This is a genomic window from Microbacterium sp. NPDC089189 (assembly GCF_040685095.1).
Classification (GTDB): domain Bacteria; phylum Actinomycetota; class Actinomycetes; order Actinomycetales; family Microbacteriaceae; genus Microbacterium.
Genome location: NZ_JBFBHG010000002.1, coordinates 175,737 through 193,604, shown reverse-complemented (window position 1 = coordinate 193,604; position 17,868 = coordinate 175,737). Strand labels below are relative to the sequence as shown.

Genomic DNA, 17,868 nt, shown 5'->3' with positions numbered 1-17,868 from the left:
ACTTTGCGGGCCCTGTGCGACGTGTCAGAGATCTCCATATTGGGAAAGGCCCGCGCGGGCCCAGTCCGCGGCGGCGACGCGCGCCGCCGGTGGCGACAGGATCTCGACCTCGCCGGCGCGCCGTGCCGCCAGGCGCCGGAGAGCCCGCTCGTCGACGAGGCGCACGGTGGCCGTGATCGTCCCGTCGTCGTCGTGCAGGTCGGCGTGGGCCAGGAACTCGCCGAGCAGCGACGCGACCGCCGCCGGGAAACGCAGGCGCGCCACGATGTCGGTGTCGCCCGGCTCGAACAGCGGCGGAAGCGCGTCGCCGGCGTGGGTGATCGCGAGGTCGGTGAGACGGAGGTCCGACACGCGGTCGAGATGGAAGGTCCGGGTGGCCTGACGCAGGTGGCACCAGCCCTGCAGGTACCACTGGCCGTCGGCGATGTGCACCTTCACCGGATCGACCGTGCGGGTCGTCGCCGCATCGTCGGGCGCCTTGTAGGTGAACGACACCGCCACCCCGCGGCGGAGGGCCTCATCGACGCGTACCCGCACCTCGTCGACCGCGCCGGGGGCGACGATGACGTCGGCCGGCGTGGCGCCGGCGCCGCGTGCGAGCTTGGTGAGCAGGCCCTCGAGCACCTCGCTCGAGGCGAGACCCGGCAGCGACCCGGTGAGCTGGAGTCCGGCCAGCAGTGCCGCCGCCTCGCGCGCGGTGAGACGCGGCGTGCGTTCGAGACCCACGGTGTGGGTGAGGGCGAGACGATCGTGATTGTCGAGGAGATCCCAGTCGATGTCGAACAGGTCGTTCGCCATCTGCCAGTAGCCGCCGTCGCCCGGACGCCCGATGACGGTGAGCCGCTCGGCCATCTCGCGCATCTGGGCGGGCGAGATCTCGAAGTCGGCCGCGGCGTCGGCGACGGCGACGTCGCCGCGCTCCAGCAGGTACGGCACGAGCTGCATGATGAGCGCCGCACGTTCGGTGGCGATCAAGGGGCGCCGGGCGCTCATGCGACGTCCTCGTGGCGGGCGATCGTGGCGCGCAGGCGCTCGATCACGAGATCGCGCAGCCGCGTCGGCTCAACGACCCGCACCTCGGGGCCGTAGGAGGCGAGCTCGTCCGCGAGCACGTGCGCGTCGACGAACGGCACGTACAGGCCCTGGGCGGCGGGCGCCCCGCGGCGCGCCAGACGCAGCGCCGCCTCCGTCCCGGGGTGCACTTCGACGAGCGCCTGCTGGGCGGATGCGAGATCGCGCAGGCCCGCGAGCGCTCGCTCGCCCGCGCCCAGCCGCAGGGACGGATCGAAGCCGTCACGCGTGAGCTGCACACCGTCGGTGATCCGCGAGAGCAGGAAGGTGCGTTCGGCGCCGAGACCCGTGTCGATGCCGAACAGGTGCCAACGCGCCTCGTACTCGACCAGCGCGAGCGGCTGGATGCGGCGCACCCGGGCCGCGCTGTCGCCGGGTCGGAGGTAGGTGAAGGACACGACGCGCGCTGCCTCGATCGCGCGTTGGAGCGGTGCGAAGGCGGCGTCCCTGACGCTGATCCGAGGCGCGTAGCCGACGATCTCGGCATCGACGTCGTTGCCGAGGGCGCGGATCTTGCGCAGGCCGCTCCGCGCGGGCTCGGACATGCTCTTCTCGCTCCACACGCTGCCCGCGAGGTTCAGCAGCGCGACCTCGGCGGAGGTGAAACGGATGTCGGCCGGCAGTGCGTACTCGGCCGTGGGCACACGGTACCGGGCCTCCCGCAGATCGTCCGGATCGGCGTGGTCGCCGATCGTCTCGATCGGCACGCCCATGCCCCGCAGATTCTCCTTGTCGCGCTCGAACATCTTCTCGAGCGCTTCCTTGGATGCGCCCGCGGCGGCCTGTTCACGGTACCCGGCGACGGAGCTGAGGATGGTGTCCTTCGTGAGGCCCTGCTCGGTCGCCATGAGGGCGACCGCGAGGTTCACCAAACGCTCTTCGGGCGCATTTCGCGCAGCGTCGATCGGGGGCACTCCCCCATCCTAGGCGCGCGCCGTCGGGCGGGATCGACGCCGCGCGACCGTGTCAGCCGAGGGTTCCGAGAACGTCGAAGACGTAGACGGTAGGGCCGTCGGTGGCGTCGGCGGTCGGCGGTGCGACCAGCAGGATCTGCGATCCGATCGTCGCGCCGCGGAGGGCGTTCAGGACGGGGTCGTCGCCCGGGGCGAGGGTCACGGGCTGCGGTGCCGCGTCCCACGAGGTCTGGAGCGTGGCCGCGGGGTCGTCCCACGACACGGAGCTGAAGTGGACGTAGACGGTGTCGCCGTCCTCGATCGTCGCGCCGTCGCCGCGCTTCAGCGTCTGGATGACGGCGGCATCGGGTGCCTCCGCCTCGGGGACGATGATGCCGGGGCGGCCATCGGGTGCGCGCACGACCGTCGGCAGGCCGTGGCTCTCGTTGAACTGCTCGGCGCCGTTCGCCGCCGACAACAGCACGTCACGGACGTCGATGATGGCGACGACCGGGGTTCCCTCGTCGACGCCGAAGGTCTCCAGCACGGTCGGGGCGATGTCGCCCTCGGCGAGGCCGGCGACGATGCGGGAGCCCGCGGTCGCGCAGTGGAGCACCTCGTCGAACGCCGGGATCGTCTGCGCGTAGGCGTCGATCGCGGAAAGCGCGCTTTGGCCGTCGTAGCCCAGATCGACGATCGTCTCACCGGTCGTGCCGTTGATGAGCGTGAGCCCCAGGTCCAGGCCCTGGTTGGAGGACACGATCGTCGTTCCGTCGCCGGTCACCACGTCCTGGTACTGCAGCGAAGAGATCCGCAACGGCGAGGGGACGTCGGCGTCGGGACGCTGCCCCGGCTCGCCCTCGACCGTCACCAGGTCGCCGATATCGCCGACCGAAGCCGTCCGATCGCAGGTCGGGGTCTGGGCGGCGGAACATCCGACGAGAGCGAGGGCGACGAGCCCGAGGCTGGCGGCGGCGGCGGGGAGTCTGCGCACCGGATCAGTCTAAGCGCTCGGTGCGCTCGTCCTCGCCGCCGCCCGCGGCGAGCGAGGCGTCGGCTGCGCGTCGGGCCTCCCGCACGCGCTTGCGCAGGTTCTTGTCGGTGATCTGCCGCTCGCCCACCGCGCCCGGCGTCCACAGCTCGACGTCGTCGTCCGTGTAGCTCGTCTTCGACGCGCGGCGCTTCTGCTCGGGGGCGATCGTGCCGGGCGCGAGGCGGCGTGCGCTGAGCAGGAACCCGGTGTGCGCCACCATGCGGTGGTCGGGCCGCACAGCGAGACCCTCCACGTGCCAGCCGCGCACCATCGTCTCGTTGGCCTCGGGCTCGGTGAACAGTCCCGTCGCGCGGATGTACTCCGCCACGCGGCTGAGCTGGGTCGCAGTCGCGACGTAGCAGATGACCACGCCGCCGGGGGCGAGGGCGTCCGCGACGACGTCGATGCAGTCCCACGGCGCCAGCATGTCGAGCACGACGCGGTCGACGCTCCCGGGCTCCGCCGCGACCGGCAGGCGCTCGACGAGATCGCCCACCTCGACGCTCCAGTTGTCGGGAGCGTCGCCGAGGAACGTCGCGACGTTGGCGCGCGCCACCTCGGCGAAGTCCTCACGACGCTCGAACGAGAGCAGACGGCCGTCGGGGCCGACGGCGCGCAGCAGCCAGAGCGCGAGCGCGCCGGAGCCGACGCCGGCTTCGACCACGACGGCACCGGGGAAGATATCGGCCTGGGCGACGATCTGCGCCGCGTCCTTGGGGTAGACGATGGCCGCGCCGCGCGGCATCGACATGACGAAGTCGCGCAACAGCGGCCGCAGGGCCAGGTACTCGTGCCCACCGCTGTTGGCGGCGACCGAGCCGTCCGGGAGCCCCACCAGGTCGACGTGTCGCAGCACCCCGTGGTGCGTGTGGAGCTCGCCGCCCTCACGGAGCGTGATCGTGTGCAGACGCCCCTTCGGACCGGTGAGCTGCACCCGATCGCCGTATCGGAAAGGGCCGCGCGGGGCGGCGGAGACAGAGGTCATCGGGTCACGTCCTGAGAGGTCGGCGCCGCATGGGCGGAGAAGAGATCGGCGATGTCGGCCGCGGTGGTGCCCTCGAGCGTCGCCCACAGCGCACGCGCGCCGACGCCTTCGAGCGAGACCATGTGGGGGACGCCGAGCGAGACGGTGCCGGCGGCGACGGCGGAGCGGAGCCCGTTCGGGGAGTCCTCGATCGCGACCGTCCGGGCGGGATCGACGCCGAGAGCCTCGCAGGCCTGGAGGTAGGGATCGGGGAAGGGCTTGGGGCGCGCGACGTCGTCGCCGGCGACGATGAGGTCGAACGCGTCGAAGTCGATCAGATCGACGACCGTGTCGGCCATCCGCCGCAGCGACATCGTCACGAGCGCGGTACGCACGCCCGCCGCGCGAAGGCTCGCGAGCAGCTCGCGTGCGCCGGGCCGGAACGGCACGCCGTCGGTCGCGAGCGAGGTCATCACGCGCGACGTCAGGGTGTCGATGATCTCGCCCTCGCCGAGCGCGACTCCGGCCTGCTGCAGCAGACGCGCGGCGTCGTCGAGACCGAGACCCACCATCTGCAGCGCCTGCTCGTGCGACCACGTCCCCCCGAAGCTCTCGACGAGGGGGCCTTCGGCCGCCATCCAATAGGGCTCGGTATCGACGAGAGTGCCGTCCATGTCCCACAGGACGGCGTCGGGAAGGAAGGCGCTCACCGTCCCATGCTACGAGGCGCGCGACGAGGACCGAGCCGCGCGGGGCGTGCTGCGCCTATCCTGGAGGGATTCTGTTGCGCCAGGAGGGAGTACTGCGTGGAAGGACTCGGACGCCGCGTTCTCATCGCCGCATTCGACGGCTGGAACGACGCCGGCGAGGCTGCCTCGGCGGCGCTGTCGCTGCTGCGCGCGGAGGGCTCGTACGAGCAGATCTACTCCGTCGACCCCGAGCTCTACTTCGACTACCAGTACACACGGCCGCAGGCGGGCTTCGACGAGGACGGCCGCCGCACCCTGACCTGGCCCGAGACCGTTCTGCTGCGCCCGACCGGCCCCGCCGACGGCACGCAGATCTGGCTGCTGCTGGGCGTCGAACCCGCCCGCGCCTGGAAAGCGTTCGCGTCCGAGATCATCGACATCGCCCTCACCGAGGACATCACGGGCTTCGTGGGGCTCGGATCGATGATGTCGGATGTGCCGCACACCCGGCCGATCTCGATCTTCGCCGGGAGCGACAGCGAGAGCCTGCGCACCGGGTTCGACCTCGAACGCAGCACCTACGAAGGCCCCGTCGGCATCCTCAGCGTCCTCTCGCAGATGGCGGATGCGGCCGGCATCCCCTCCGCCAGCCTCTGGGCGAGCGTCCCGCATTACGTCGCCGGGCACACCCCGTCGCCGAAGGCGACCCTCGCCCTGCTCGACCGGCTCGAGAAGCTCACCGGCGCCGTCATCCCCCGCGCCGACCTCGCCCTCGAATCGGTCGCCTGGGAGGCCTCGATCGACGCGGCGGCCGCCGACGACGAGGAGATGACGGAGTATATCCACCAGCTGGAGCGCACCCGTGACACGTGGGACTCCCCCGAGGCGTCCGGCGACGCGATCGCCCAGGAGTTCGAGCAGTACCTGCGCCGTCGCGGCGACGGCCCCGGCAAGCCCGGCCCGGGCGACCCGCGGCGCTGACCTCCGGCTCGTCAGGCGGCGATGACGCCCGTCGCGAGCATCACCATGACGAAGGCGCCGAGCGCCACCCGGTAGATCACGAACGGCAGGAAGCTGCGCTTCGAGATCCAGGCCATGAAGAACCGGATGACGAACAGCGCGACGACGAACGCGACGACCGTGGCCGCTCCCGTCTCCCACAGCGTGAACGGCGGGTCGACCTCGGGCTCCCGGATGACCTTGAAGAGCTGGTAGAAGCCGCTGCCGAACACCGCGGGAATGGCCAGGAGGAAGGCGTACCGCGCCGCCGCGGCACGCTCGTACCCGAGGAAGAGCCCCGCGGTGATCGTGCCGCCCGAGCGGGACACACCGGGGATGAGGGCGAGCGACTGCGCGAGGCCGAACACCACGCCGTCGCCGACGGTGAGGTCCTTGAGCTTGCGACGACGGGCGCCGACCGCATCCGCGATGCCGAGGAGCACGCCGAAGAAGATCAGCATCCCGGCGACCAGCCAGAGCGAGCGGAAGACGCCCTCGATCTGGTCCTGGAAGAGGAGCCCCAGCACGACGATCGGGATCGAGCCGATGATGATCATCCACCCCATGCGGGCGTCGGGGTCGTTGCGGGGGATGCGGCCGCTCAGCGAGCCGAACCAGTGCGAGACGATCCGCACGATGTCACGCCAGAAGAAGATGACGACGGCGGCTTCCGTGCCGATCTGGGTGATCGCGGTGAACGCCGCCCCGGGGTCCTGAGCCGTCGGCAGGAAGGCGCCGAGGATGGCGAGATGGCCGCTCGAGGACACGGGCAGGAACTCGGTGAGTCCCTGGACGAGTCCGAGCAGCAGCGCCTCGAGAAAATGCAGCATCGACGGTCCTTCGATGATCGGGGTGCGGTCAACAGGTGCGGAGCAGATCGGTCAGCACGCGCTGGCCGAAGACGAGTGCTTCGAGTGGCACGCGCTCGTCGACTCCGTGGAACATACCGGTGAAATCGAGTCCCGCGGGGAGGCGCAGCGGAGCGAATCCGTATCCGGTGATGCCGAGCCGCGAGAGCGCCTTGTTGTCGGTGCCCGCCCCGAGCAGGTACGGGATGACCGGCGCCTCGGGGTCGTGGCGCGACAGGGCGGCGACCATGCGGTCGACGAGGTCGCCCGCGAAGGGCGTCTCGAGACCCACATCCCGCACGACCGTCTCGATCTCGATCCCGTCGCCCACGATGCGCCGGATGTCGGCCAGCGCCGCGTCCTCGGTGCCCGGGAGCACGCGGACGTCGATCAGGGCTTCGGCGCGGTCTGGGATCACGTTGTGCTTGTAGCCCGCGGTCAGCCCGGTGGGGTTCGCGGTCGTGCGCAGCGACGCCCGGAGGAAGGCGGAAGCGGGGCCCGCCGCATCCGCGAGCGCGTCGGGGTCGTTCGTGGGTAGCCCCGTGAGCGCCGACATCTCGTCGAGGAAGTGCCGGGTGGTGTCTGTCAGTCGAAGCGGCCACTCGGTCCGGCCGATCGCGGCGACAGCCTCCGCCAGCCGGGTGACGGCGTTGTCGGGATGGTGCCGGCTGCCGTGCCCCGCCGCCCCGCGGGCGACCAGTCGCAGCCAGAGCAGTGCCTTCTCGCCCACCTGCAGCAGGTAGGCCCGCCGGTCCCCCACATCGACCGAGAAGCCACCGACCTCGCTGATCGCCTCGGTCGCGCCCGCGAACCACTCGGGGCGGTCGCGCACGACGAGCGTCGACCCCTCGACGCCGCCGTTCTCCTCGTCGGCGAAGAATGCCAGGACGAGGTCGCGGGCGGGGCGCTCGCCCGCGCGCAGGAGCTCGGCCACCGACGCGAGGATCATCGCGTTCATGTTCTTCATGTCGACCGCGCCGCGCCCCCACAGCATGCCGTCGCGCACGACACCGGCGAAGGGGTCGACGCTCCAGTCCTCCGCCACAGCCGGCACGACGTCGAGGTGACCGTGCAGCACCAGGGCGGGGCGCGTGGGATCGGCGCCGGCGACGCGGGCCATCACGTTGGTGCGCCGGGGAACCGGTTCGTAGTAGTCGGGCGTCAGCCCCAGCGACGCGAGGTAGTCGCCCACGTACTGCGCGGCCTCGCGCTCCCCCGCCGCCCGGCCGCCGCCGAAGTTCGTGGTGTCGATGCGGATGAGGTCTCGCGCCAGTCGCGCCACCTCGGGGAGCTCCTGCTCCGCGGGGTCGAGGTCATCCGTCATGTCAGCCAGGCTAGCCGCTCGTCACGGGTCCCCCGGCGCCGGCGACACACGCGGGAACGGCGCCGGATTCTGGTCGGGTCCGAGGACGTGCTAGTGTCGATCCTCGGTTGCGAAACCGAAAAAAAGATGCGCGGGTGGCGGAATAGGTAGACGCGCTAGCTTGAGGTGCTAGTGCCCGTATAGGGCGTGGGGGTTCAAGTCCCCCCTCGCGCACAGAAGGAAAAAGGGTCCCGACAGGGGCCCTTTTTCCGTTGTCGGATGCCGTCGGCACCGCGGCACCGACCCGCCCCGGCGGCATCAGCCCAGGGCGACGCCGAACAGCAGCCCGAGCCCGTACGTGACGGCGGCCGCGCCGTAGCCGATCAGGAGCTGGCGCAGCGCTCGTCGCAGCGGCGGCCCGCCCGAGAGCAGGCCGACGGTCGCCCCGGTGCCCACCAGCGCCAGACCCACCAGCACGAGCGCCAGAACGACGGCCGGCGCTCCGTTCATCCCGAACAGCCACGGCAGCACCGGGATGATCGCGCCCGACGCGAAGCAGAGGAAGCTCGACAGCGCTGCGGTCCACGCGCCTCCGACGATATCGTCGTCCGACCGCGGCACCACGCCGTGACGCCGCGCGAGCGGCGGTGCGGCCTCCGCCGCTCGGCGCAGCGCATCGTGCGCCTGGCGGTCGGCCTCGACGGGATCGATCCCGCGGGCCCGGTAGACCAGCGCCAGCTCGTTGGCATCGAGGTCGAGATCGCTCAGGACATCGTGCGCATCCTCGTTGGGCTCGGTCGCGGCGAGCATCTCGCGCTGCGACCGCACGGACACGAATTCACCGGCGCCCATCGACAGCGCGCCCGCCAGGAGTCCCGCGATGCCGCTGAACAACACGACCTGCGACCCGACGCCCGTCGCACCGATGCCCAGGATGAGCGCGAGGTTGGAGACGAGCCCGTCGTTCGCGCCGAACACGGCGGCGCGGAATCCTCCGGACAGCCGTCGGCGTCCGCGGGCCGCCAACCCGCGCACGACCTCGGCGTGGATCTTCTCGTCCGCCCGCATGGCGGGCGTCGCGGCGGGATCACCGTCGTAGGGCGAGCGACGCTCGGCGTTCTGCGCGAGGGCCAGCACGAAGATGGCTCCGAAGTGGCGCGCCATCCATCCGAGCATGCGGGTACCGACCGATGCCCGGGGAAGCCGTGCGGGCTCGCCGCCGAGGAGCGCGAGCCAGTGCGCCTCGTGGCGCCCCTCGGCCTGTGCGAGCGCCCGCAGGATCTCGCGCTCCTCCCCCGTGCGCCTCTCGGCGAGCTGCCGGTAGACGGCGGCCTCGGCCCGTTCGTCGACCAGATACCGCGCCCATCGGCGGCGGTCCCGCGCGGTCGCACCCTCAGGCGCGGGCGATCCGGTCACGTCCGTTCCCTTCGACGGTGCCCACCGCCGACGCGGCGGTGGACGCGGTGCTCAGCTTCGCACGCGGCGGCGCAGCACGTCGATGCGGGCCTGCAGCTGCGACACGGAGGCGTGCGAGACGGCAGGCCCGCCGCAGATCCGCCGCAGCTCGGCGTGCACCAGGCCGTGCCCCTCGCCGGACTGGCGTGCATACAGGCCCACGAGGCTGTTGAGCAGCTGCCGCTGCTCTTTGAGGGTGCGGTGCAGCGGCGCGGGGATGTCGGGCGCCGGCTCCTGCTCGCCGGCGCTCTCCCGCGCCTCGCGCACCTGACGGTGCCGGCCCTGCCGGCTCTGGCGCTGCATGAGCAGCTCGTGGACGTGCTCGGGCTCGAGAAGGCCGGGGATGCCGAGGAACTCCTCCTCCTCCGGCGTGCCGGGGACGGCGAGCTGGCCGAACTCCTTGCCGTCGAACAGGACGCGGTCGAAATGCGCCTTCGCCCCCAACGCCTCGTAGCTGAACTCCTGGGTGAGAGCGTCCGAGGCGCGATCTTCGCGTTCGGCCGCGTTCATCGCGTCCTCTTCGGCGTCCCACATGTCCTCGGCGTCGCTCTCGCGGTCGAGCGCGTGGTCGCGTTGGCGCTCCATCTCGCTCGCGAGCGCCAGCAGCTGCGGAACGTTCGGGAGGAACACGCTCGCCGTCTCGCCGCGCCGGCGGGCGCGCACGAAGCGGCCGATCGCCTGGGCGAAGAACAGCGGGGTGGATGCGGAGGTGGCGTAGACGCCGACCGCGAGCCGCGGCACGTCGACGCCCTCGGACACCATCCGCACCGCGACCATCCATCGGTCCTCGCTCGCGGAGAAGTGCTCGATGCGGCTCGACGCCTCGGCCTCGTCGGAGAGCACGATGGTGGGCTTCTGCCCGGAGATCTGCTCGAGGAGCTCGGCGTAGGCGCGCGCCGCGGTCTGGTCCGTCGCGATGACGAGGCCGCCCGCATCCGGCACCTGGGTGCGGATCTCGCTCAGACGGCGGTCCGCGGAGCGCAGCACCGCCGACATCCACTCGCCGTCGGGACTGAGCGCGGTGCGCCAGGCCTGCGCGGTGATGTCCTTGGTGTTGTCCTGGCCGAGCTGAGCCTCCATCTCGTCGCCGGTCTTGGTGCGCCAGCGCATCTGCCCGGCGTACACCATGAACAGGACGGGGCGAACGACGCCGTCCTCGAGGGCGCGGCCGTAGTCGTAGCGGTAGTCGGTGCGCGAGACGCGGACGCCCTGATGATCGGGGTGGTACTCGACGAACGGGATGGGGGCCGTGTCGGAGCGGAAGGGCGTTCCCGACAGCAGCAGCCGCCGTGTGGCGCGGCCGTAGGCCTCGCGCAACGCGTCGCCCCAGCTGAGGGCGTCGCCGCCGTGGTGCACCTCGTCGAGGATCACGAGGGTGCGCTTGTCCATGATCAGGTACTGGTGGACGGACGCCTTGACGGCCACCTGCGCGTAGGTCACGGCGACGCCGTGGTACTGCCGGGACGGCAGCGCGTGCCGGTTGCTGAAGTGCGGGTCCAGCCGGATGCCCACCCGGGCCGCGGCATCGGCCCACTGCGTCTTCAGGTGCTCGGTCGGGGCGACGACGACGATGCGGTCGATCACCCCGCGCCGCATCTGCTCGCTCGCCAGACGGAGGGCGAACGTGGTCTTCCCGGCGCCCGGGGTGGCGGCAGCGAGGAAGTCCCGCGGGCCCTTGCCCGGCCCGTCCGGGCCGTCGAGCGAGAAGTACAGATCCAGCGCCTCGGCCTGCCATGCGCGCAGGCGCTGCGCGGTTCCCCAGGGGGCGCGCTGCGGGTAGGTGGGCGACAGGTGCTCGGCCGCGAAACTGCCGATGTGCTCGTGCTCGGCGGAGAACGGATCGCCCTCGGCCACATCCCGCAGGGTGGGTTCGTCGGGAGTCGTCTCGTCGGTCACGACCTCTCCCTCCGTCTCGAACGCGAGAATCAACGATAGGCGACGTTTCGGACACTCCGACCCGGGGACTCCCGTCCGCCGCCGGTTACCCTGAAGAGGAAGGAGGAGCGATGACGACGGATGCCCAGGTGCCCAGCCAGAACCCCGACGCAGCGAACCCCGGGGTCCACCCGTGGCGACGTTTCGTGGCGATCGGCGACTCGTTCACCGAGGGGATCGGCGATCCCTCGCCGGATTCCCCGGGCGGCAACCGCGGCTGGGCGGATCGCGTGGCCGAGGTGCTCTCCGGCGGCGTCGATGACTTCGCGTACGCGAATCTCGCCGTCCGCGGCCGCCTCATCGGCCAGATCGTCGCGGAGCAGGTCGAACCGGCACTCGCCCTCTCCCCCGACCTCATCAGCTTCTGCGCGGGCGGCAACGATGTCATCCGTCCCGGCGCGGACCCCGACGAGATCGCGCAGCTCTTCGAGGACGCCGTCATCCGGCTCACCTCCTCCGGCGCCACGCTCATCGTCTTCACCGGGATCGACACGAACTTCTCACCGGTGTTCCGCTCGTTGCGCGGCAAGGTCGCGATCTACAACGAGAACCTCCGCGCCATCGCCGAGCGCTACGACTGCATCGTGGCCGACCAGTGGGCGCTCAAGGAGATCCAGGACGCGCGCTTCTTCGCCGACGATCGACTCCACATGAACGCGCTCGGCCACCACGAGGTGGCGCGGATGGTGCTGCGCGCCCTCAACGTGCCGAACGAGCTCGCCCCGATGCAGCCGCGGGCACTCGCGCACGCGACGTGGCGCTCCGCCCGGACGGACGACCTGGTCTGGGCGCGCAACTACCTGGTGCCGTGGGTGCTCCGCCGCGTCCGCCATCAGTCCTCCGGCGACCACGTGCAGGCCAAGCGCCCCGCGCCGTCGCCGATCGCCGCCTCCCCCGACGAGCGCTGAGTCCGCCCGGTCTCAGGCCGGCGGGTGGGCCAGCGCCCACAGGGCGACCGCGCCCGCGGAGGCGACGTTGAGCGAGTCGACGCCGCCGGCCATGGGAATCGTCACGATCGTGTCGGCCGCCGACAGTGCTCCCCGGCTCAGGCCGTCGCCCTCGGCGCCCAGCAGCAGCCCGACCCGTTCGGGGCGCGCGCGTGCGAAGCCGTCGAGCGGGACCGCGCCGTCGGCGAGGGCCAGAGCGGCCAGGTGGAACCCTGCCTCATCGAACACCCGGCGCGCATCGGGCCACCGGGGCAGGCGGGTCCACGGCACCTGGAACACGGTGCCCATGCTCACCCGGACGCTGCGTCGGTACAGCGGGTCGGCGCAGCGCTCGGTGATGAGCACCGCGTCCGCGCCCATGCCGGCCGCCGCACGGAAGGCCGCACCGACGTTCGTGTGGTCGACGAGGTCCTCCAGCACCAGCACGGTGCGCGCGGTGGCGAGGATGACGGCCGGATCGGGCATCGGCGGGCGGTGGAGCGATGCGAGGGCCCCGCGGTGCACGGCGTAGCCGGTGAGCTGCTCGGCGACCTCCGCGGTGACCACGTAGATCGGCGCGTCGGATCCGGCCAGCAGCGCCTCGAGCTCGGGGAGCCACTTCTCCTGGACGAGCACGGACCGGGGCCGGTGGCCCGCCGAGAGGGCGCGCGCGATGACCTTCGCGGACTCCGCGATGTACAGGCCCTCCGCCGGCTCGCTCACGCGGCGCAGCGCCACGTCCGTCAGATCCCGGTAGTCGCGCAGACGCGCGTCCTGCGGATCGGTCACCGTCTCGATGCGCATGTGCCCTCCCCATCCAGCTAAGCAGGCGCGGGCGCACGACGCGAACACACCGACGGGCGGGCGTAGGCTCGGGAGGAGGAGGTACTGTGCCAGTCGTGACGGATCCCGACCCGACCGCGGCCGACGCGTTCGAGCGCGCGGTCGAGGCCCTCGCCGGTCGACGAATCGCGGTGCTCACCGGCGCCGGCGTGTCGACGGACTCGGGGATCCCCGACTACCGCGGCCAGGGAGCGCCCGCGCGCACCCCGATGACCGTGCAGCAGTTCCTGACGGACGAGGGCTCGCGCCGCCGCTATTGGGTCGGCAGTCACCTCGGATGGCGCCGGTTCGACGCCGCGCGTCCCAACGCCGGCCATGCCGCCCTCGCCCGCCTCGAGCACAGCGGTGTCGCGAGCGGCGTCATCACCCAGAACGTCGACGGTCTGCATGTGCGCGCCGGCAACCGTCGGGTCGTCGAGCTCCACGGCACGATGCGCCGCATCGGCTGTCTGCAGTGCGGCCAGATCTTCGATCGGCGCGACCTCGCCGCCCGCATCGAGGCCGACAACCCGTGGCTCGCCGGCACCACCGATCTGCCCCTCGGCCCCGATGGCGACGTGGCCCCCGAGGCGGTCGGCGATTTCGCGATCCCCGCATGCAGCGTCTGCGGCGGCACGCTGAAGCCCGACGTCGTGTTCTTCGGAGAGTTCATCCCTGCCGAGAAGTTCCGCGAAGCCGAGCAGCTGGTGCGCGGTGCCGACGCGTTGCTCGTGGCCGGTTCGTCGCTCGTGGTCAACTCGGGGATCCGCCTGGTGGAGCGTGCGCGGCGCCGGAAGCTCCCCGTCGTCATCGTCAATCGCGGCGAGACGCGCGCCGACGCGCGCGCGAGCGTCAAGGTCGACGCCGGCACGAGCGAGATCCTCACCCGTCTGGCGGCCACGCTTCCCGCGCCCCACTGACCACCCCTCGACACCCCGGCAGGCCTGTGACCTCTCTCATCCTCATCCGACACGGCGAGACCGACTGGAACCGCGCCCGGCGCATCCAGGGCACCACCGACATCCCCCTGAACGACACCGGGCGCGCGCAGGCGGCGGCGCGCGGCCGCCAGCTGCTCGAGACCCTCCCCTCGGGCGTCCCGCTGCGCATCGCGTCGAGCGACCTGTCGCGCGCCCGCGAGACCGCCGAGATCATCGCCGATGCCCTGAGCATCTCCGCACCGCGCACGTTCCGCGACCTCCGGGAGCGCAACTACGGCGAAGCCGAGGGCGTGTCGATCGAGGAGTTCGCCCAGCGTTGGGGCGCCTGGCACGACGCGGAGGTGCCGGGGGCCGAATCCCGCGCCGACCTGCGGGTGCGGGCCCTCCGAGGACTCGCCGCGGCCGTCGACGACGGCGACACGACCGATCCCGATGCGCACGTGCTCGTCGTCGCGCACGGCGCCCTCATCCGCGAGGTGCTGGGGCACGCGTCCGACGACCGGCTGCCGGCGGCGGGCGAACGGCTGCACAACGGGTCGGCGCAGCGCTTCGTCTGGCAGGACGGCTCGCCGAGGCTCGTCGAGTACGCGCCCGTCTGAGCCGCGCGTCGGAGCACGCCGGGCGTGCGCCCCGTGTCGTACTCTGTGACGATCATGACTCCTCGTGACCGTTCCCCGGAGCCCGCCGACACGTCCGCGACCTCCCGCCGAGACTTCTTCCGTGTCGGGGGCCTCGCCCTCGGCGGCCTGGCGCTGGGAGGCGCCGCCGGAGCCGCAGCGACGACGCTGACCGTGTCCGGGCGGGACGCGAAAGTGGGGAACGAGCCCGGGTTCGCCCACGTCGTCGTGCTCATGGGCGAGAACCGCTCGTTCGACAACATGCTCGGCCACCTCTACACCCCGGCGAATCTTCCGTCCGGGGCGACGTTCCACGGCCTGGCGTTCGGGACGTACGCGAACACCGCCCCCGACGGGCGGAGCGTCCCCGCGCACATCTACACCGGCGCGACGGACGACATCATGTGCTCGCCCGATCCCGACCCGGGCGAGACCTACCCGCACGTGAACACCCAGCTGTTCGAGACGGTGTCGCCCGCATCCAACGAGACGGCGTGGCACCGTGCCATCCGCTCCCCGTACAACGCGCCTCCGGAGGGCGCCACGGCGACCATGGGCGGGTTCGTGCGCGACTACATCGCCAACTACCGCCGCACGAGCAAGGGGGCCGAGCCGTCGACCGCGGAGGCGGATGTGATCATGGGCGGGTTCTCGCCCACCATGCTGCCCGTGCTCTCCACGCTCGCGTCGCAGTTCGCGGTGTTCGATCACTGGCACTGTGCGGTGCCCAGCCAGACGTACTGCAACCGGTCGTTCTTCCACGCCTCCACCTCGCACGGCTTCGTGACCAATCGCGGCGGCGGCGGGTACGAGAAGTGGCTGGATGCCCCGGACACCCCCACGATCTTCAACCGCCTGGATGACGCCGGCGTGAGCTGGCGGATCTACTTCGACGAGCAGCAGCTGGTCTCCCTCACCGGGGTGATGCACGCACCGGCCCTCGAGAAGTACTGGAAGACCGAGCACTTCGCCTACATGGATCAGTTCTTCGAGGACGCCAAGAACGGCACGCTCCCGGCCTACGCCTTCATCGAGCCGCGCATGGTCTACAACCACAACGACTTCCACCCGCCGTTCGGGGTCGTCCGCGGGAGCGATGTCGATGGCTCCCCCGTCTTCGACTCCGCGATCTCCGACGTCCGTGCCGGTGAAGCGCTCGTGGCATCGGTGTACGACGCCGTGCGGACCGCCGACTCGTCGACTGGATCACACGCGATGAACACGCTGCTGCTCATCACCTTCGACGAGCACGGCGGCACCTACGACCACGTGCCGCCCCCGGCGGCGGTCGCTCCCGATCCCGACGAGCCGGAGGGCGAGATGGGCTTCCGGTTCGACCGCCTGGGCCCTCGTGTGCCGGCGATCGCCGTGTCGGCATACACCCGCGCCGGCACCGTCATCAACGACGAGATGCACCACGCCGCCGTGATCGCGACGCTGAGTGCGCTGCACGGTCTCGAACCGTTGACCGACCGCGATCGAGGAGCGCGGACGCTGTTCGACGTGACCAACCTCGACACCCCGCGCCACCCCTCGACCTGGCCGAGCGTCACCCCGGCCTATGTCCCGCCGCTCCTGGACGAGGACGAGGTGGTCGAGCTCAAGACCTCTCTGAAACCCCTGACCTCCCCGGCCAAGGGCCTGCTCGGGCTGCTCCTCGCGCGCTACGCCGGGCCGGGGCACCCCGATCCCGAGACGTACGCCGACGCGTACGACATCCTCACCACGCACGGGCTCGGGCTCTTCACCGCCGACGCCGGCACGAGCGGACCGACCCCGTCGCCCACCCCCTCGTGAGCGGCGGCGTACGCGGCGTGCACTGAGCAGAGTGCGCATAACGGAGGGTGCCGGCGCTGCTATCGTCAGCACTGTGCCAAGCCTCGACCGCATAGACCTCGAACTCCTCAGTGCCCTGGCCGAGGATCACCGCGCGACCGTCGTCGCCCTCTCGGAACGGCTCGGGCTCTCGCGCAACACGGTGCAGGCGCGGATGACGCGGCTCGACGCATCCGGTGCGTTCCTCAGCTATCAACGCGCCCTGTCGCCCCAGGTTCTCGGGTTCCCCATCGCGGCGTACATCAGCGTCACCGTCCGTCAGCACGAGATCCCCCGCATCCGCGAGCATCTCGCTCAGGTGCCCGAAGTGCTGCAGGCCCACGGCCTGTCGGGAGCGGTCGATCTGCTCGTCCGGGTGGCGTGCCGAGACGCGCAGCACCTCTTCGACACCGACGCGCGGATCCTCGCGATCGACGGGGTCGAGCGCACCGAGACCTCGCTCGTGATGGAGGAGATCATCCCCTACCGGATCACGCCGCTCATGGCGCTGGCACGATCGGGACGATAGCCGCCTCCCCGCGGGGTTGGGCGGCCGACGCCCGGTCGAGTCGGACGAACACCACGCCGACGATGATGAGCGCTCCGCCCACGATCTGCACGGGCGCGGGCGCCTCGCCGAGCAGAAGCCACGCGAACATCAGCGCGAAGAGCACCTCGGACAACCCCACGAAGGACGCGAGGCGCGATCCGATCATCGGGATCGCCATCACCCCCAGCGCGTAGCCGAGGGTCGTGGCGACCGCACCGACCCAGAGGATGGCGACGAGGCCAGGGATCTCCATCCCGCCCAGGACCACCGTGGTGGGCGGGGCCGCGAAGGGCATGAGCCCGCTCACGCAGAGCACGGCCATGAGCGCGGCTCCCACGATCAGGCCACCGGCGGCCAGCGCGAGCGGGGGCAGTTCGTCGCCCGCTTTGTCGGCCAGGAGGAAGTACGCGCACACGCACACCGCTGCTCCGAGCGCGAAGAGGGTGCCGAGCGCGTCGAACCGGGCGCCCGAGATGTCGACGACCAGAACGAGGCCGACGATCGCCGTGACCGAGCCCACGAGGACCGTGCGCGAGGGCGCCCGGCGCGTGCGCACCCACGCGAGCAGCACGAGCATGACCGGGGCCAGGTACTGGATCAGCAGAGCCACGGCGACGGGCATCCGCTGCATCGCCGCGAAATAGAAGATCTGGCATCCCGCGACGGCGGTCAGCCCGAAGCCCACGATCAGCGGCCACTGGCGGCGGAGCATCCCCGGCCGACGGCGGAGCGCGATCACGAGCGCCGGCGACAGGATGAGAGCGGCGACGCTCATCCGCAGCAGGAGCGCGGCACCGAGGGTCCATCCCGCTTCCAGCAGCGGCTTCACGACCGGACCGCTGGAGGAGAACGCGAGCGCCGACGCGAGCGCCACCGCCAGCCCCGCGAACCGCGGAGCCGGGGAGGACACGGGCGCGGAACGCGGAATCGTGGCGGTGGGATCGGCCATCGTGCGGCTCCAGCTGTCAGGAGTGAGTTGTGGGTACAGTGGTGACAGTAGACCGCGC

The 17,868-nt window shown here is 71.6% G+C and carries 17 protein-coding genes and 1 tRNA gene; 7 read left to right on the top strand and 11 right to left on the bottom strand.

All coding sequences use genetic code 11. The features are described 5' to 3' along the window. Positions 1–24: 24 nt before the first annotated feature. The 5 genes from AB0N73_RS02140 to AB0N73_RS02120 all read right to left on the bottom strand — a co-directional run bounded on the left by AB0N73_RS02140 (position 25) and on the right by AB0N73_RS02120 (position 4,671). Positions 25–993, bottom strand: coding sequence for a WYL domain-containing protein (locus tag AB0N73_RS02140; protein WP_363559861.1), 969 nt, complete (start codon positions 991–993; stop codon positions 25–27). Beyond that, the gene (locus tag AB0N73_RS02135; protein WP_363559941.1) at positions 990–1,919 is read right to left on the bottom strand and encodes a WYL domain-containing protein; all 930 of its coding nucleotides are present in this window, start codon (positions 1,917–1,919) and stop codon (positions 990–992) included. Before AB0N73_RS02135 ends, AB0N73_RS02140 begins: the two co-directional genes overlap by 4 nt. Before the next feature lie 118 nt (positions 1,920–2,037). After that, positions 2,038–2,958, bottom strand: coding sequence for a hypothetical protein (locus tag AB0N73_RS02130; RefSeq protein ID WP_363559859.1), 921 nt, complete (start codon positions 2,956–2,958; stop codon positions 2,038–2,040). 4 nt (positions 2,959–2,962) lie between these two features. Beyond that, entirely contained in the window at positions 2,963–3,982 is a 1,020-nt protein-coding gene (locus tag AB0N73_RS02125; protein ID WP_363559857.1) for a tRNA (adenine-N1)-methyltransferase, read from the bottom strand. After that, positions 3,979–4,671 carry an HAD family phosphatase gene (locus tag AB0N73_RS02120; RefSeq protein ID WP_363559855.1) on the bottom strand — a complete coding sequence of 231 codons (693 nt, stop codon included), beginning with the start codon at positions 4,669–4,671 and terminating at the stop codon, positions 3,979–3,981. The genes AB0N73_RS02125 and AB0N73_RS02120 overlap by 4 nt, the downstream gene beginning before the upstream one ends. Before the next feature lie 96 nt (positions 4,672–4,767). Here AB0N73_RS02120 and AB0N73_RS02115 point away from each other — a divergent pair, with 96 nt between their 5' ends. After that, on the top strand, positions 4,768–5,631 hold the full coding sequence (locus AB0N73_RS02115; protein ID WP_363559853.1) for a PAC2 family protein: 864 nt from the start codon (positions 4,768–4,770) through the stop codon (positions 5,629–5,631). An 11-nt stretch (positions 5,632–5,642) separates the two neighbouring features. Here the strand turns inward: AB0N73_RS02115 and AB0N73_RS02110 are convergent, their stop codons facing one another. Both AB0N73_RS02110 and AB0N73_RS02105 read right to left on the bottom strand, forming a co-directional pair. After that, positions 5,643–6,476, bottom strand: coding sequence for an undecaprenyl-diphosphate phosphatase (locus tag AB0N73_RS02110; RefSeq protein ID WP_363559939.1), 834 nt, complete (start codon positions 6,474–6,476; stop codon positions 5,643–5,645). Positions 6,477–6,507: 31 nt separating this feature from the next. Then, entirely contained in the window at positions 6,508–7,821 is a 1,314-nt protein-coding gene (locus AB0N73_RS02105; RefSeq protein WP_363559851.1) for a M20/M25/M40 family metallo-hydrolase, read from the bottom strand. A gap of 128 nt (positions 7,822–7,949) precedes the next feature. On the opposite strand from AB0N73_RS02105, the gene AB0N73_RS02100 reads away from it, so the two are divergent. Then, positions 7,950–8,034: transfer RNA gene (locus tag AB0N73_RS02100), tRNA-Leu, on the top strand. Positions 8,035–8,118: 84 nt separating this feature from the next. Here the strand turns inward: AB0N73_RS02100 and AB0N73_RS02095 are convergent. Continuing rightward, the gene (locus AB0N73_RS02095; RefSeq protein WP_363559849.1) at positions 8,119–9,216 is read right to left on the bottom strand and encodes a VIT1/CCC1 family protein; all 1,098 of its coding nucleotides are present in this window, start codon (positions 9,214–9,216) and stop codon (positions 8,119–8,121) included. A 51-nt stretch (positions 9,217–9,267) separates the two neighbouring features. Continuing rightward, positions 9,268–11,109 (bottom strand): DEAD/DEAH box helicase, encoded by a 1,842-nt coding sequence (locus AB0N73_RS02090; protein ID WP_363559937.1) that lies wholly within the window; start codon positions 11,107–11,109, stop codon positions 9,268–9,270. A 152-nt stretch (positions 11,110–11,261) separates the two neighbouring features. Here AB0N73_RS02090 and AB0N73_RS02085 point away from each other — a divergent pair, with 152 nt between their 5' ends. After that, positions 11,262–12,098, top strand: a complete 837-nt coding sequence (locus AB0N73_RS02085) for an SGNH/GDSL hydrolase family protein (RefSeq protein ID WP_363559847.1) — start codon at positions 11,262–11,264, stop codon at positions 12,096–12,098. A gap of 12 nt (positions 12,099–12,110) precedes the next feature. Here the strand turns inward: AB0N73_RS02085 and AB0N73_RS02080 are convergent, their stop codons facing one another. Beyond that, on the bottom strand, positions 12,111–12,920 hold the full coding sequence (locus AB0N73_RS02080; RefSeq protein WP_363559845.1) for an RNA methyltransferase: 810 nt from the start codon (positions 12,918–12,920) through the stop codon (positions 12,111–12,113). Positions 12,921–13,015: 95 nt separating this feature from the next. On the opposite strand from AB0N73_RS02080, the gene AB0N73_RS02075 reads away from it, so the two are divergent. The 4 genes from AB0N73_RS02075 to AB0N73_RS02060 all read left to right on the top strand — a co-directional run bounded on the left by AB0N73_RS02075 (position 13,016) and on the right by AB0N73_RS02060 (position 16,840). Further along, complete coding sequence (locus AB0N73_RS02075) at positions 13,016–13,858, top strand: Sir2 family NAD-dependent protein deacetylase (RefSeq protein WP_363559843.1); 843 nt, start codon at positions 13,016–13,018, stop codon at positions 13,856–13,858. 26 nt (positions 13,859–13,884) lie between these two features. Further along, positions 13,885–14,478: a histidine phosphatase family protein gene (locus tag AB0N73_RS02070; protein WP_363559841.1), complete on the top strand. Its 594-nt coding sequence runs from the start codon at positions 13,885–13,887 to the stop codon at positions 14,476–14,478. A 54-nt stretch (positions 14,479–14,532) separates the two neighbouring features. After that, positions 14,533–16,293: an alkaline phosphatase family protein gene (locus tag AB0N73_RS02065; RefSeq protein ID WP_363559839.1), complete on the top strand. Its 1,761-nt coding sequence runs from the start codon at positions 14,533–14,535 to the stop codon at positions 16,291–16,293. 73 nt (positions 16,294–16,366) lie between these two features. Continuing rightward, complete coding sequence (locus AB0N73_RS02060; protein WP_363559837.1) at positions 16,367–16,840, top strand: Lrp/AsnC family transcriptional regulator; 474 nt, start codon at positions 16,367–16,369, stop codon at positions 16,838–16,840. Here AB0N73_RS02060 and AB0N73_RS02055 read toward each other — a convergent pair. Beyond that, positions 16,812–17,810: a DMT family transporter gene (locus tag AB0N73_RS02055; protein ID WP_363559835.1), complete on the bottom strand. Its 999-nt coding sequence runs from the start codon at positions 17,808–17,810 to the stop codon at positions 16,812–16,814. The genes AB0N73_RS02060 and AB0N73_RS02055 overlap by 29 nt on opposite strands. Positions 17,811–17,868: the final 58 nt, after the last annotated feature.

Excerpts from the sequence above, each read along its gene's own strand:
- AB0N73_RS02055 (WP_363559835.1), bottom strand. The coding sequence starts at position 17,810 with ATGGCCGATCCCACCGCCACGATTCCGCGTTCCGCGCCCGTGTCCTCC.
- AB0N73_RS02085 (WP_363559847.1), top strand. The coding sequence starts at position 11,262 with ATGACGACGGATGCCCAGGTGCCCAGCCAGAACCCCGACGCAGCGAAC.
- AB0N73_RS02140 (WP_363559861.1), bottom strand. The coding sequence starts at position 993 with ATGAGCGCCCGGCGCCCCTTGATCGCCACCGAACGTGCGGCGCTCATC.
- AB0N73_RS02065 (WP_363559839.1), top strand. The coding sequence starts at position 14,533 with ATGACTCCTCGTGACCGTTCCCCGGAGCCCGCCGACACGTCCGCGACC.
- AB0N73_RS02125 (WP_363559857.1), bottom strand. The coding sequence starts at position 3,982 with ATGACCTCTGTCTCCGCCGCCCCGCGCGGCCCTTTCCGATACGGCGAT.
- AB0N73_RS02080 (WP_363559845.1), bottom strand. The coding sequence starts at position 12,920 with ATGCGCATCGAGACGGTGACCGATCCGCAGGACGCGCGTCTGCGCGAC.
- AB0N73_RS02105 (WP_363559851.1), bottom strand. The coding sequence starts at position 7,821 with ATGACGGATGACCTCGACCCCGCGGAGCAGGAGCTCCCCGAGGTGGCG.
- AB0N73_RS02135 (WP_363559941.1), bottom strand. The coding sequence starts at position 1,919 with ATGGCGACCGAGCAGGGCCTCACGAAGGACACCATCCTCAGCTCCGTC.